Genomic DNA, 13,725 nt, shown 5'->3' with positions numbered 1-13,725 from the left:
GTGGGAGAGCACCGCGACGGAGTGGATTCGTACGTGTCCGAGCAAGCCTCCCCGGTCCGGCCCGCACGCCGCAGCACGCTGCGCCGGGTGCTGCCCCTGCTGGTCGCCGGCTGGCTGGTCCTGGAGATCTGGCTGCTGACGGTGGTCGCCTCGGTGGCCGGCTGGTTCAGCGTGCTGGTGCTGCTGCTGGCCGGCGTGTTCATCGGCGGCTGGCTGATCAAGCGGGCGGGCCTCAAGGCCTTCTCCGCGGCCGTCGAGCAGAGCCGCGACCCGAAGCCGCGCCAGGCACAGACCGCGACGACCCTCACCGTCCTGGCGGGCGTGCTGCTGATCGTGCCCGGCTTCCTGTCGGACGTGCTGGCGCTGACGCTGCTCTTCCCGCCCACCCGGGCGCTGTGGCGGGCCGGTGCCCGCCGGGCGGCCCGCGGTGTGCTGAACTCGACGGCGCCGCTCGGTGAGGACCGCTTCGCCGACGCGATGCGGCTGCAGGAGCAGCTGCGCATCCACCGCCCCGGCGGCACGGTGATCCAGGGCGAGGTGGTGGAGCCGGGCGCCGGTCCGCGTCCGGACACCGAGTACCGCCCGCCGATCACCGACTGATCCGCACAGCCTTCCCCGACGCCCCCGGGCCGCCCGCCCGGGGGCGTCGGCGTGCCGGCCGCCGTCGGTGCGCGGGCATGCCGAAGGGCCCGGACGGATCGTCCGGGCCCTTCGCGGTTGTCGGTGCCGCCCCCCAGCAGCGCCGGGGGAGGACCTCACGCGCTCTTGCGGCTGTCGCGCGGGTGCACCGCGAGGTTCATGCCACCTGACCGGAGCACGGCCAGCCGTTCGGCCAGCACCTCCTCCAGCTCCTCGCGCGTCCGACGCTCCATCAGCATGTCCCAATGGGTGCGCGTCGGCTTGGTCTTCTTCTCCTCCGGCTCCTCGCCGTCGAGGAGCACGGCCTCCTGGCCGCAGAAACGGCACTCCCACACCGAGGGGATCTCCGCCTCCACGGAGAAGGGAACCTCGAAGCGGTGTCCGTTCTGACATGCATACTCGACGGTCTGGCGGGGAGCCAGATCGATACCACGGTCGGTCTCGTAGCTAGTGGCCCCGAGTCGCGTGCCGCGGAGAGCTCGCTCGCTCATGAATCGTGCCTCCCGGGCTTATGGCCCACAGGACTAGTGGTCGCTGTCTTCGTCGTTCGGTCAACGCTCGGCCGTCGACGAAGATTCCCGTCCGGGGACATGCGTCGCCTGTCGTGCCGCCCACGTTTGTACCCATCAGCGCCCGATTTGTCACATCTGATTGGGGATGTCACCCTGCGTACCACTCCTGGCGCACACAGCGATCACCCGGACGACCCACCGGGGGCTCCACGAACGGACGCCCGGCGGTCCGCGGGACCGGCCGCCGCCGGGCCCGCGGACGGCTCACCAGACCGGGCGCGGCCGGACCGTCCCGGCGTCATTCCCGAGCTCCACGCCGAGCTCCTCCGCCCGGTCGGTCGCCGCGGCCGGCGCCGGGGCCTCCGTCCGGGTGTCGCGGTGCGGCAGCAGGGCGATCACCGCGTCCCGGAGCTGGGCGGGGGCGTCCTCGTCCAGCGGGTCCACGGTGGCCGGCACCTGCAGCCGGACGGGGGCGGCGCCGCCCACCCGGGCGTAGCCGCGGCCGGCCGGGGTGTGCGCGGCGGGGGTGATGTCGAGCGCGGCGCCGAGCGCGGCCCGGCCGAGGTGCGGGGTGACGGGGCCGAGCAGCACCTTGGTGCGGGTGGCGGCCCGGACGGTCGGGCGGAGCCGGTCCATCGCCTCCACGTTCTCCGCGATCACCACGGTGACCCGGGCGGCCCGGCCGTGCCGGAGCGGGATCTCCAGCAGGTCCTGCGGGTCGGGACGCTCCTCGGCCTGGGCCAGCTCGCTGAGCTCGGTGGGGTGGTCGAGCAGCAGCCACAGCGGCCGGGTGGCCTCCTCGGGGGCGGCGACCCCGCTGTGCCGGGCCGCGTTCAGCAGCCCGAGCCGCCGTTCCGTCTCCTTGGCCGCCCACTCCAGCGCGGCGACCGCGCCGTGCAGGCTGGTCTCCACGGTGTGCACGCCGGGCCGGTTCACCAGGCAGGCGTGCTCGCCGGTGCCGGCGCCGTCGATCACCACCAGGTCGCCGTGCGGCAGCGCCTGCAGCGCGACCGAGCGCAGCAGGGTGGTGGTGCCGGACCCGGAGGACCCCAGGACCAGCAGGTGCGGCTCGGCGGTGCGCGGGCCGACCCGCCAGACGACCGGCGGCTGCTGGGCGATCGTGCCCGCCTGGTTGACCGGGATGGTGCGGCTGCTGCCGAGCGCGTCGGTGAAGCCCAGCACGATCTCGCCGGGCGCGGTGACGAAGCGCTGCGCGCAGATGTCGGTGGCCAGCGGGGCGAGCGCGGTGACCCGCAGCCGGTTCGACTCCTCGTCCCAGTCGAAGCGGTACTCGCGGGCCCGGCCCGCCTTGCCCTGGACGACCTGCTCGATCCGGGCCCGGGCGGCCGGCTCGGTGTCGGTGAAGTACGCCGGGTAGGCGATCTCCAGGGCGGCGAGCCGGCCGTCGGAGTCGAACTCCCAGCCGCTGAAGGCGTTCTTGTACTGCCCGTCGAGGGTGTAGAGCGGGCTCATGTCGTCCGGCCCGGCGAGGTACGGCGTGAGGGCGGCGTACAGCGCGGCGAGCTTGAGGTCGCCGGCGTCCGGCTCGGGGTCCGGTGCGGCCTTGGGCCGCCGGCCGGTCCAGGCGGCGCTCGCCATCAGGGCGACCAGGGTGAACAGCAGGCCGTGCGGCAGCAGGAAGACGCCGAGCGCCAGGGCGGCGGTCAGGAACAGCGTGGGACCGCGCCGTTCCTTCGGGGTCGCGGCCCAGCGGCTCTTCGTCCATTCGAGGTGGTGGCGCAGCCCGCGGCCGATGAGCGTGAGCGGCGCGAACATGTCGGCGGCGTGGTCGCCTGCGGTGCGGGCGAGGTCACGTCCGCGGCTGAGATGGCGGGTGAGGGACATGGCGGGCTCCCCGAGCGGTGGGACAGGGGTGGGAAGAGGCCGGGCCCGGGGCGGTGGGGTCCGCTCCCGGGCCGCGGCCGAACCGTGGAAGTCAGAACTTGATGCCGCCGATGAGGCTGGCCAGTGTCGCGCCGCCGGCGGTGATGCTCGGGGCGATCGAGGAGCCCGCGACGTAGAAGCCGAACAGCGCGCACACCAGGGCGTGCGAGACCTTGAGCCCGTCCCGGCGGAAGAAGAGGAAGGCGATGGTGCCGAAGAGGACGATGCCGGAAATGGAGAGGATCACGTGGTCAGCTCCTCGTGAGGGGGGTGGGGACAGCGTTACCGAAAGTGTCTTAATCGTGACAAAAAGTAATAGATGATGGAACGTGGCAAACGGATGGATCTGCTCCCGTCCGGTGCATCGGAGGTATGCGTACCGAGCCCCGGCCGTGCGCTCCAAGGCGTCCCCCCACGCGGTGATCGCCCTCGGCGGAACCGGTAAATTCGCTCGAACGGATGCGTGACCCCGGGACCGGGACGGGCCGCGGCCCCGGTCCGCTACGGTGCGTACCGTTATTCGCGCACCCGAGGTGCGCCCGGCAGCGCAGTCAGGAAGGGCCGCTCATGACCGACGACACCCCGCAGACCCCCGACGCCGAGGTCGTGGCGGTGGCCGGCAAGCTCTTCGACGCCGCCCGCGCCGGCGACGCCGACCTGCTCGCCGCCTACCTGGAGGCCGGCGCCCCCGCCGAGCTCACCAACGAGCGCGGCGACAGCCTGCTGATGCTCGCCGCCTACCACGGGCACGCCGCCGCGGTGCAGGCCCTGCTGAAGCACGGCGCCGAGGCCGACCGGGCCAACGACCGCGGCCAGACCCCGCTCGCCGGCGCCGTGTTCAAGGGGCACGACGAGGTGGTCACCGCCCTGCTGGACGGCGGCGCCGACCCGACCGCCGGCACGCCCTCCGCCCTGGACACCGCCCGGATGTTCGGCAAGGACGCACTGGTCGCCCGGTTCGAGAGCCGCTGACCGCCCCCCGTAGGCTGGGTGACCATGGCGAACACCTCGAAGACCTCGGACATGGAGCTGCGCACCACCGGCTACGGACACCCGGACGCGGCCAAACTCGCCGCAGAGGTGCAGCAGGAGTACGTCCGCCGCTACGGGGACATCGACCAGACGGCGATGCACGAGGACCACTTCGACGCGCCCTACGGCCTGTTCGTGGTCGGCTACCTCGACGGCGACCCGGTCGCCTGCGGCGGCTGGCGCGCCAAGGAGTCCGACGCCGACGGGCTCCGCGACGGCGACGCCGAACTCAAGCGGATGTACGTGGTCGAGCGGGCCCGCGGCCGAGGCCTCGCCCGCGCCCTGCTGCGCCACCTCGAGGCGACCGCGCGCGAGGCCGGCCGCACCCGACTCGTCCTGGAGACCGGCACCGAGCAGCCCGAGGCGATCGCACTGTACGCCTCGGAGGGCTACCTGCCGATCACCAAGTTCGGCTACTACAAGCACTCCGAGCAGAGCGTCTGCATGGGAAAGCCGCTCGACGGCTGACCGCGAGGTGGTGGACCATCGGCGGGTGGACCCGAACGACGACCTGCCCGCCGAGCCACCGATCCGCGAGCTCGCGGCCCAACTGGCCGCCGTGGACGGGATCGTGGGCGTCTGCCTGGGCGGCAGCCGGGCCCGCGGCACGCACCGCCCCGACTCCGACACCGACCTCGGCCTCTACTACCGCGGCACGCCGGACACCGGCGCACTGCGGGAGTTGGCCGCGCGGACGGCTGACGGCCCGGTGGAGGTCACCGAACCCGGCGGCTGGGGGCCGTGGGTGGACGGCGGCGCCTGGCTGCTGATCGGCGGCGCCCGGGTCGACTGGATCTACCGGGACATCGACCGGGTGCGCCACCACGCGGCCGAGGCCCGGGCCGGCCGCTACGAGACCGGTGTCCAGCCCGGGCACCCGCTCGGCTTCGCCTCCCACGCCTACCCGGGCGAGCTGGCACTGGGCCGGGTGCTGGCCGACCCGACCGGCGAGCTGACCCGGCTCCGGGCCGAACTCGCCCCGTACCCGCCGGCGCTCGGCGCGGCGCTGGTGGCGGCGGCCCGCTGGGAGGCGCCGTTCACCCTGGCCAACGCCGCCAAGGCCCCGCACGACATCGCCTACCTGCACGGCTGCCTGTTCCGGGTGGTCGGGCTGCTGGCACACGCCCTGCACGGCCGGGCCGGGCGGTGGCTGGTCAACGAGAAGGGCGCGGTGGACGCGGCCGGGCGGCTGCCCGGGGCGCCCGAGCGCTTCGCCGAGCGGGCACACGGGCTGTTCCGGGCCGGGGCCGCCGCCCTGGCGGAGGCCGCGGCGCTGACCGCCGAGGTGGTCGCCGGCGGTCAGCCGGCCGCGCGGGTCACTTGAACCAGTAGCGGACGCCGCCGTGGTGCGAGCAGGTGCCGGAGAAGGTCGCGGAGAAGGACGCCGTCCCGTCGTTGCACTCGGCCGTCTCGCCGCTCGACGCCGGGCTCACGCCGAGGTCCCAGCCGCAGGCGCCGGTGGTGTGGTGGGCGCAGTGGTGCGCGGCCGCGGTGGTGGGCGCAGGCTGGGGGGCGGCGGTCGTCCGGGCCGGCGCGGTCGTCCGGACCGGGGCGGGCGCGGCGGTGCGCGCGGGCGCGGGTGCCGCGGCGGTGGGCGGGGCGGTGCTCGGGGCGGGGCTCGGTGTCGGCGATTCGCTCGGGGACGCGGCCGGGGATCCGGCGGGCGACGGGGCCTCGGAGGAGGCCGGCGCGGTCGGCGCCGCCGAGGCCGCGGCGGGCGGGGGAGCGGCGGTGCCGGTGGTGGTGTCCGCCGGGTCGCATGCGGTACCGAACAGGGCGAGGGCGAGGAGGCCGGCTGCGGGCAGCAGTCTTCGGCTCGGGACGGTTGCAGTCACGGGCGGCCAAGTTACGGCAGCCCGCCCCGGCGGTGGACGGATTTTCGGATTGTCCGACCCGGCGGGCAGCAGGGGGTGTACAGCGGCCGCCGCCGGCTCAGATCACTGTGCGCCAGTAGTACGAGGAGTGACACGTCCCCGATGTGACCGGCAACCCTGTGCCGACCTGCCTCGCTGACCAGCGATCACTGGTGATCGACCGTCAGCGTTGTGCGCTGCCGGCTGCTGAGATCTTCTACGGCGCGTACCTCTGCACGCCCGACGAGATCCTGGTCGCCGGCCCGCTGGGGGAGGAGGCGCGGGCGCGGAAGGGCTGGATCGTGGACAGCTTGCCTGCTGTGGCGCTCCGAGGTCTGAGGCCTCTCCGAGGGACACGAGGGTCGTCACAGCCTGTCGCGGCCTCCTTCGGTCTCGATCGGCTCGCGCCCGTCGCCGGGACACCGTGTCGTTGTGCACACGGACGTATCGGTGCGCACGGAATCGGCTGCACCGGACCCTCAACGGTGAAGAGGAAGACGGAGCATGTCGATACGCGGATTCGCAGCGGGCCGCCGGCGCCGTGCGGCGGCTCTCGCCGCAGCGGTGATCTGCTCGACGGCGGTGACGGTGCCTGAGCTCGCCGGGGCCGACGGTATGCCGTCACCGTCGGTTCCCGTCCCCCAGCTCGACTGGAGTCCCTGCGTAGTCGACAGCCCGTTCGACTGCGCCACCGCCGAGGTACCGCTGGACTACGGCAACCCCGGTGGTCGCACCATCGGCCTGGCAGTCGTCCGGCGGGTGGCGACCGACCCCGGGCGGCGCATCGGCACCCTGTTCGTGAACCCCGGCGGCCCCGGTGGCCCCGGGACGGTGCAGGTGCCCCAGAACTACGAGGACCTCCCGCAGGAGGTGCGGGAACGGTCCGACATCGTCAGCTGGGACCCCCGCGGAGTCGGCAACAGCACTGCGGTCGACTGCTTCGGCGGCCCTGAGGAGGCCGCCGCCCGGGCAGCGACCAGACCGGCAGGGTTCCCGGTGGGCGAGCAGGAGCGGGCGAGCTGGATCGCCGCGTACAAGGAGCTGGGCGAGGGCTGCGAGCGGCGTGACCCCGAGCTCCTGCGCCACGTGTCGACCGCCGACACCGCCCACGACCTCGACCGGCTCCGCCAGGCGGTGGGCGAGCCGCAGCTCAACCTCGGGGTCTCCTACGGCACGATCCTCGGGGCGACCTACGCGAACCTCTACCCCGACGAGGTTCGCGCCATGGTCCTGGACAGCAACATCGACCCGCAGGCCTGGACGAACCACGGCTCGGACGACGCCCGGCTGCCGACCTTCCTGCGGATGGGTTCGGACGTGACGGCCGCGGCGACCCTGGACGAGTTCCTCACCCTGTGCGGGTCCACCACCACCGCGCACTGCGCCTTCTCCGCCGGCGGCCCGGAGGCGACCCGGGCCAAGTTCGACCAGCTGATGCAGCGGCTCCGGACGCAGCCGGTGGGCGCGTGGACCTATGCCGCCACGGTTGGCGACGCGGTGAACAGCCTCTACATCGCCAACCCCGGCTGGGCCGACCTCGCCGGCCGGCTCCAGGAGCTGTGGGAGGGCCGCGCCCCGGAGCCGTCCACCCCGCCGCCCCCGCCGCCGGCCCCGAATCCGACTCCGTACAGGGTGACGAACAAGGGGGCGCCGTCCTCTGCGGCGACAGCCCCAATCCGCGTGACCCCGCCGTCTACCACGAACTGGAGGAGGCCGCCGCCGCCCGTGCGGGCGACGCCGGATGCTTCTGGACCTGGGCCGCGGAGCCGTGTTCCACCTGGCCGGCCCAGGCCGCCGACCGGTACAGCGGCCCGTGGAACAACCCCACGGCGAACACCGTCCACGACCCCTCCACTCCCTACACGAACGCGCAGGCCATGGCCAAGGAGCTGGCCAACGCCCGCCTGCTCACCAACAACGGGTACGGGCACACCGTGCTGTTCAACCCCACCAGCTGCATCCAGGCGCACGAGAGCCGGTACCTCGTCGACGGCACCCTCCCGCCGCCCGGAACCGTGTGCGAGGCGGACACGTCGCCCTTTTCCCTGTCCAAGCCGCACGGCGGCGTCGCCGCCGGCGGGGGCGGGATGGCGGGCACCGTCTCCTGAACCGACGCCGACACCGTCTCCCGCAGGTGGGAGCCGTCAGGAGTGCCGCAACCACCCGAAGGAAGTGCTCTCGGTCACGCCTCCACCGGTGCGGCGACCTCGCCGGTGCGCCGGAGCTTCTGCCAGCGCAGTCGGCCACCGGTCACCGCGGTGATCGCGGACTGCAGCAGGACGATGTACATCAGCTGCCGGTAGACCAGCTGCTGGGTCGGCAGGCTGATCAGGTGCCAGGGCTTCTCGCGGTCGAGCTTGAAGGCGTACCAGGACAGCACGGCCTGGATCGCCAGGAAGCCGCCGAAGCTGGTGAGGGTCAGCTGGGCGTCCGCGAAGAACACGCCGTACAGCAGGAAGATGTCGACCAGCGGCGCCAGCAGCGGGGCGACCACACCGAACATCACGACGATCGGCAGCCCGAGGCGGCCGAAGCGACCGGCCGGCCCGCGGGCGGTGACGGCGCGGCGGTGCTTCCACATCGCCTGCATCGAGCCGTAGCTCCAGCGGTACCGCTGGGACCAGAGCTGCTGGAGGCTGGCGGGGGCCTCCGTCCAGGCGCGGGCGCGCTCGGCGTAGACGACGCGCCAGCCTTCGCAGAGCACCGCCATGGTGATGTCGGTGTCCTCGGCGAGGGTGTCGTCGCTCATCCCCCCGACCGCCTGCAGGGCCTCCTTGCGGAAGGCGCCGACCGCGCCGGGGATGGTCGGGATGATGCCGAGCATGTCGTACATCCGGCGGTCCAGGTTGTGGCCGAGGACGTACTCGATGTGCTGCCAGGCGCCGATCAGGGTGTCGCGGTTGCCGACCTTGGCGTTGCCCGAGACCGCGCCGATCCCCGGGTCGCCGAAGGGCTGGACCAGCTCGCGCACGGTGGACGGCTCGAAGACGGTGTCGCCGTCCATCATCACGACGATGTCGTGCGAGGCGGCCGCGATGCCGACGTTGAGCGCGCTGGACTTGCCGCCGTTGACCTTGCGGATCAGCCGGACGAACGGCAGGTCCATCTCCTCGACGATGTCCGCGGTGTCGTCCGAGGAGCCGTCGTCGATGACGATGACCTCGATCGGGTAGTCGCTGGCGGCCAGCGAGTTGAGGGTGTTGGCGATGCACTCGCGCTCGTTGTAGGCCGGGACGAGCACGGTGACCGGCTCGGTGACGGGCTCGCCCCAGAGGTCCAGCCGCTTGGCGCGGCGGGCGTGGATCGGAGCGAGGACCAGCATCAGCGCGAACCGGCCGAAGTTCAGGAAGCCGACCACGGCCAGCAGCGCGATCAGCACCGGCAGGGTGCGCACTCCCAGCTGGGTGGCCCAGATGTAGCCCCTGCCCGCCCACAGCTGGAAGCCGTGCACCGGCGTGGTGGCACTGGAGGCGCCGAGTGCCTCGGTGATGGTGGCGAAGCGGTAGCCGTCGGCCTTCAGCTTGTCGATGAGCACGCCGAGCGCCTCGACGGTCTGGGAGCGGTCGCCACCGGCGTCGTGCAGCAGGATCAGCTCGCCCGCGCCGGGCTTGGCCGGCACCGCCTCCTTGACGATCGCGTCCACACCCGGACGCTTCCAGTCGTCGGTGTCGTGGTCGATGAAGGCGGTGACGTAGCCCTGGGCGCCCAGGTACTTGATCACCGGGTAGCTCCAGTCGTCCAGCGCGGCCGAGTTGGAGGAGTACGGCGGGCGGAACAGCGAGCTGTGCACCCCGGCGACGCCGGCCAGTGCCAGCTGCGTCTGGGCCATCTCCCAGCTGATCCGGGCGTGCGACTGGAACGCCAGGTCGGGGTGGGTGAAGCTGTGCAGGCCGATCTCGTGGCCGCCCGCCACGATCTTCCGGATCAGGTCCGGGTTGCGGGCGGTCATGGCGCCGGTCACGAAGAAGTCCGCGTGGACGTGGCGGGACTCGAGGATCTCCAGGATCTTCGGGGTCCACTCCGCCGAGGGGCCGTCGTCGAAGCTCAGGACGACTGTGCGGTCCGGGATGCTGTAGCTGACCGGGTGGTCGTTCCGGTCGCCGCGGGCGTCGATGATCGGGCCGCCCTTGAGCAGGTCCGTCGGCACGGTCGTCTTGTCGGCCGAGTCGGCGACCCGGGCGTCGTGGAACACCTCGTTGGTGGCCAGCCCGCGCAGGACGATGAGCAGGAGCAGGCACGCCAGCAGGGACAGCGGCATGAAGAAGCGCAACGGCGGCGCGGCCAGTCGGCGCGGCCTCCGCACGGACTGCCGGCGGCGCTGGTGGCGGGACATTGACGCTCCTGGAGATGGGTGGTGCGGCGGTTCAGCGGTGCTCGGTCTACCGGCCCGAGGGCGTCGACGGCGCGTGCGACGGGGTGGGTGACGGCGACATCACGGGTGTGGGCGACCGGGCGGGCGGCTGCGCAGACCGGACCGGTCGACGAACACCGGTGCGGGAGCGGCCTCTTCGAAGCCCGGCTCGCGCACGTCGGGCTGTGGCAGGTGCGCCGATCCGCGCTCGATGGAGGTGATGACTGGGCGCACCGTGCGACGCCTTTCAGTACGTGGACCGCGGGAGCGTACGGCGAACGTTAGTGCACCGGCCTGAATCGAATTGGGTTCGATGGGTTGGTTTGGCCCGATCTGGCGGGGGGTTGTAATCGGATCGAGATGCCGGTCGGCGCGGACCGGAAGGATGCCGGCGTACACGCACCGATGGCCTCGGACTCCGTCCCTCCGGATCCGGACGGGCGCGCGCCGGAGGAGCATGCGCGTCCCGTTAGGATGACCCCCTCATCTGATCAGTGCGCACGTGTGATCGGTACGCCCCAAGGAGCCCGCGTGAGTCAGCCCCGCCGCAGCCCTCGTCACCGCGCGTGGAGCGTGCTCACCCTCCCGACCCTGCTGTGCGTGCTCACCGCCTGTTCGAGCGGTCCGGCGTCCGGTGGCGGCGACGGCGCCGCCGCCACGGCGAAGGGCGGGTCCGCGACCAGCGCCTCGCCGACCCCGACCGGCCCGCCGGGAACCCTGTTCGACAGCTTCCACTACACCGGTCCCACCGACCCCGCGCTCACCGCCCACGGCTGGGAGATCCGCACCGGCGAGGGCGGCCCAGGGATCAAGGACACGTGGTCCGACGCCGGCGCGAGCTTCCCCGCCGACACCACCGCCCAGGGCAGCCGGACCCTGCAACTGCAGGCGTCCACCGACGGCACCCAGAAGGGCACCAAGCAGGCCGAGATCCAGAGCACCGGCACCAAGCTCTTCAACGGCACCTTCGCCGCCCGGGTCTACCTCAGCGACAAGCCGGCCGGCGGCAAGAACGGCGACCACGTCGTCCAGTCCTACTTCCCGATCTCCCCCGCGGACGACTCGGCGAACTACAGCGAGCTCGACTACGAGTACATGCCGAACGGCGGTTGGGGTACGCCGGGTCCGCAGCTCGACACCACCAGCTGGTTCAAGGCCGATCCGCCGGACCGGGTCACCAAGCCGCACAAGCAGCGCTTCGGGGGCTGGCACATCATGATGGTCACCGCCGTGGACGGGAAGGCCACCTACTCCATGGACGGCAAGGAGCTGTTCACCAGCACCGGCAAGTACGTTCCGCGCGAGAAGATGGACGTCCACTTCAGCAACTGGTTCATCGACCTGCTGCCGTCCCTCGGCGGACAGCGCACCTGGAACCTGAAGATCAACTGGTTCTACTACAAGGACGCCGCGGCCGTCTCCTACACGGACGTCCAGAAGACGGTGGACGGCTTCTACAGCGCCGGCACCGACTTCGTGGACACCCTGCCGAAGTCCTGAGCCCGGCCCGAACGACGAAGGACGGGTCCGACCCCCGGCCCGTCCTTCGCCGTAGGCGCCCGGTTCAACGAGTCGTTGTGGAAACCCGCACTGGCGGCGGGCGGCGTAATCCCGGTTCCCCTGGGGACATCGGCACGCCAGCGCGCCCCGGGACAGAATGCACGCGCTCAGGCGGCCGATGGCTCCCACCTGGAAAACCGCAGGTGGGAGTCATCGGGAGAGCTCCATCAGATCAGCGTGCGTCACTCGATCCCCACGGATCGGACAGGTCAGCGCTGCAGGGTGAGGACGCCCGGCCGCCACGGCAGTCGGTCGTAGGGGCCGGTCGCGGTGGGGGACTTGCCCTGGTAGAGGAACTGCAGGTTGCAGGGGTCGATGGTCATGGTCTGGTCGGGGTTGTTGCGGACCAGGTCGCCGTGGCTGATGTCGTTGGTCCAGGTGGCGCCGCTGTTGGCCTTGCCCGCGAAGGGGTTGCTCTCGGTGGCGGCCTGCGGGGTCCACGAACCGCTGAGGCTGGTGGCTGTGAAGGAGCGGAAGTAGCGCCCGTTCGCACCCTGCGCCTCAACGATCATGAGGTACTGGCTCTGATCCTTGACCTTGTAGACCTGCGGCGCCTCGAACAGGTTGTTCACCGTGTCGCTCATGACGGTGGTGTAGGACGAGCCGAAGCTGCCGGGGAAGTTCCCGATCGGCATGCTCGCGCGGTAGATGTTGCCGTTGTCGCCGGCGAAGAACAGGTACATGTTCTGGCCGTCGGCGATCAGGGTCTGGTCGATCGGGCCGGTGCCGGAGTTGGGGATGCTGCCGGTGAACAGCGGCTGCGGCGCGGACCAGCCGTTGGGGTTGGTCGGGTCGCTCGACGTGCGGTAGATGAACGGCCACTGCCCCCACTGGTACGCCAGCACCCAGATCTTCTTGGGCGCGAAGTAGAACAGCGTGGGCGCCACCGCGGCCTGGCCCATCCCGCTCTGCCCGGCCGACGCCATGTCCGACCAGTTCGTGAACGGGCTGAACATCATCGAGCCGTACGACGATCCCGACACGTTCGACGCGTAGACCACGTGCTTGCCGTTGTACACCACGTTCGTGAAGTCCTTCACCGACGCCCACCCGTTCGCCGGCTGCGCCAGCGCACCCGTCGAGGACCACCGGTACGTCGACGGAAGGGTACAGGTGCCGCCCGTCGGCGTCGGCGTCGGCGACCCGGACAGGCCGGTCCACTTCTGGTTACCGCCGCCGTTGCACGTCCAGATCTGCACGGCCGTGCCGTTGGCCGTGCCGGCGCCCGAAACGTCCAGGCACAGCCCGGACTCCACCCCGACCACCGTGCCGTCGGCGTTCACCCGCCACTGCTGGTTCGCGGCGCCGCTGCAGGACCAGATCTGCACCCGGGTACCGTTCGTGGTGCCGTGGCCCGCAACATCCAGGCACTTGTTGCCGTACACGGTCAGCTGGTTGCCGGACGTCAACGTCCACAGCTGGTTGGCCCCGCCCGAGCAGTCGTAGATCTGCAGGGACGCGCCGTCGGCCTGGCTGGCGTTCTGCACATCGAGACACCGACCGGAACCGACACCGCGCAAGGCGCCGGTGGTGGCGGCCTGGGCCGGGTTGGCGCCGAGCACCGCCGCCAGTGCCGCCACGGCCGCGACCGCGGCGGTGAGCAGCACGGACAGCCGCCTGCGGCTGGAACCTCGTCCGCGCATGGGACCTCCTCTGTCAAAGGCTGGAACTGTCATGGGACTCTCTTGTCGCTCACCTGTGGTGCTGACCTACGCGCGCCGGCGCCGTCCGGCGGGGGCACGCGCCTGCTGCGACTCAGCTCACCGGAAGTTCCAGTGCTGGTTGGCGCCGCCCCAGGAGTCCCAGATCTGGACGGCGGTGCCGTTGGCGGTCTGGTTGCCGGGGGTCTCCAGGGCCCGGCCGCTGGCGACGTTGGTCAGGGTGTAGGAGCCGT

Annotated in this window: 13 protein-coding genes and 2 pseudogenes; 8 read left to right on the top strand and 7 right to left on the bottom strand. The window is 72.1% G+C overall.

Annotation, left to right across the window (positions count from 1 at the left end):
- Nucleotides 1-33 precede the first annotated feature (33 nt).
- Nucleotides 34-600 carry an FxsA family membrane protein gene (fxsA, locus tag AB0P35_RS10225; protein ID WP_363509006.1) on the top strand — a complete coding sequence of 189 codons (567 nt, stop codon included), beginning with the start codon at nucleotides 34-36 and terminating at the stop codon, nucleotides 598-600.
- 155 nt (nucleotides 601-755) lie between these two features.
- On the opposite strand, the gene AB0P35_RS10220 is transcribed toward fxsA, so the two are convergent.
- The 3 genes from AB0P35_RS10220 to AB0P35_RS10210 form a co-directional block, all read right to left on the bottom strand.
- On the bottom strand, nucleotides 756-1,130 hold the full coding sequence (locus AB0P35_RS10220) for an RNA polymerase-binding protein RbpA (RefSeq protein ID WP_030276069.1): 375 nt from the start codon (nucleotides 1,128-1,130) through the stop codon (nucleotides 756-758).
- Between the two features lie 285 nt (nucleotides 1,131-1,415).
- A complete protein-coding gene (locus tag AB0P35_RS10215) occupies nucleotides 1,416-2,996 on the bottom strand; it encodes an FtsK/SpoIIIE domain-containing protein (protein ID WP_363509003.1) in 1,581 nt (526 codons plus the stop codon).
- A 91-nt stretch (nucleotides 2,997-3,087) separates the two neighbouring features.
- Nucleotides 3,088-3,282 carry a hypothetical protein gene (locus tag AB0P35_RS10210; RefSeq protein WP_095871811.1) on the bottom strand — a complete coding sequence of 65 codons (195 nt, stop codon included), beginning with the start codon at nucleotides 3,280-3,282 and terminating at the stop codon, nucleotides 3,088-3,090.
- Between the two features lie 320 nt (nucleotides 3,283-3,602).
- Here AB0P35_RS10210 and AB0P35_RS10205 point away from each other — a divergent pair, with 320 nt between their 5' ends.
- Genes AB0P35_RS10205 through AB0P35_RS10195 form a run of 3 tightly spaced genes read left to right on the top strand, consistent with a single transcriptional unit; the run spans nucleotide 3,603 to nucleotide 5,391 of the window.
- On the top strand, nucleotides 3,603-4,007 hold the full coding sequence (locus AB0P35_RS10205; RefSeq protein ID WP_363509000.1) for an ankyrin repeat domain-containing protein: 405 nt from the start codon (nucleotides 3,603-3,605) through the stop codon (nucleotides 4,005-4,007).
- A 51-nt stretch (nucleotides 4,008-4,058) separates the two neighbouring features.
- Nucleotides 4,059-4,535 carry a GNAT family N-acetyltransferase gene (locus AB0P35_RS10200; protein ID WP_095875261.1) on the top strand — a complete coding sequence of 159 codons (477 nt, stop codon included), beginning with the start codon at nucleotides 4,059-4,061 and terminating at the stop codon, nucleotides 4,533-4,535.
- Nucleotides 4,536-4,560: 25 nt separating this feature from the next.
- A complete protein-coding gene (locus AB0P35_RS10195; protein ID WP_363508997.1) occupies nucleotides 4,561-5,391 on the top strand; it encodes a nucleotidyltransferase domain-containing protein in 831 nt (276 codons plus the stop codon).
- On the opposite strand, the gene AB0P35_RS10190 is transcribed toward AB0P35_RS10195, so the two are convergent.
- Entirely contained in the window at nucleotides 5,384-5,902 is a 519-nt protein-coding gene (locus AB0P35_RS10190) for a hypothetical protein (RefSeq protein ID WP_363508994.1), read from the bottom strand. The two genes, AB0P35_RS10195 and AB0P35_RS10190, sit on opposite strands and share 8 nt — an antisense overlap.
- Before the next feature lie 227 nt (nucleotides 5,903-6,129).
- Here AB0P35_RS10190 and AB0P35_RS10185 point away from each other — a divergent pair.
- The 3 genes and pseudogenes from AB0P35_RS10185 to AB0P35_RS10175 all read left to right on the top strand — a co-directional run.
- Nucleotides 6,130-6,231: pseudogene (locus AB0P35_RS10185) on the top strand (precorrin-6A synthase (deacetylating)); the annotation flags it as partial.
- A 193-nt stretch (nucleotides 6,232-6,424) separates the two neighbouring features.
- A pseudogene (locus AB0P35_RS10180) lies at nucleotides 6,425-7,123 on the top strand (alpha/beta hydrolase); the annotation flags it as partial.
- 356 nt (nucleotides 7,124-7,479) lie between these two features.
- Nucleotides 7,480-8,028 carry an alpha/beta hydrolase gene (locus AB0P35_RS10175; protein ID WP_363508991.1) on the top strand — a complete coding sequence of 183 codons (549 nt, stop codon included), beginning with the start codon at nucleotides 7,480-7,482 and terminating at the stop codon, nucleotides 8,026-8,028.
- Nucleotides 8,029-8,102: 74 nt separating this feature from the next.
- Here AB0P35_RS10175 and AB0P35_RS10170 read toward each other — a convergent pair whose 3' ends face one another.
- Nucleotides 8,103-10,253 (bottom strand): bifunctional polysaccharide deacetylase/glycosyltransferase family 2 protein, encoded by a 2,151-nt coding sequence (locus AB0P35_RS10170; RefSeq protein ID WP_363508988.1) that lies wholly within the window; start codon nucleotides 10,251-10,253, stop codon nucleotides 8,103-8,105.
- Nucleotides 10,254-10,802: 549 nt separating this feature from the next.
- On the opposite strand from AB0P35_RS10170, the gene AB0P35_RS10165 reads away from it, so the two are divergent.
- Complete coding sequence (locus AB0P35_RS10165; RefSeq protein WP_363508985.1) at nucleotides 10,803-11,771, top strand: glycoside hydrolase family 16 protein; 969 nt, start codon at nucleotides 10,803-10,805, stop codon at nucleotides 11,769-11,771.
- A 269-nt stretch (nucleotides 11,772-12,040) separates the two neighbouring features.
- On the opposite strand, the gene AB0P35_RS10160 is transcribed toward AB0P35_RS10165, so the two are convergent.
- On the bottom strand, nucleotides 12,041-13,474 hold the full coding sequence (locus AB0P35_RS10160; RefSeq protein WP_363508982.1) for a non-reducing end alpha-L-arabinofuranosidase family hydrolase: 1,434 nt from the start codon (nucleotides 13,472-13,474) through the stop codon (nucleotides 12,041-12,043).
- A gap of 117 nt (nucleotides 13,475-13,591) precedes the next feature.
- Nucleotides 13,592-13,711 (bottom strand): RICIN domain-containing protein, encoded by a 120-nt coding sequence (locus AB0P35_RS10155; protein WP_363509366.1) that lies wholly within the window; start codon nucleotides 13,709-13,711, stop codon nucleotides 13,592-13,594.
- Between the last annotated feature and the right edge of the window lie 14 nt (nucleotides 13,712-13,725).

Origin of the sequence: Kitasatospora sp. NPDC085879 (assembly GCF_040686255.1) — a bacterium.
In the GTDB taxonomy this organism is placed as follows: Bacteria; Actinomycetota; Actinomycetes; order Streptomycetales; family Streptomycetaceae; genus Kitasatospora.
The sequence above is the reverse complement of the archived record's forward strand: the minus strand, read 5'-3'. Positions and strand labels throughout refer to the sequence as shown.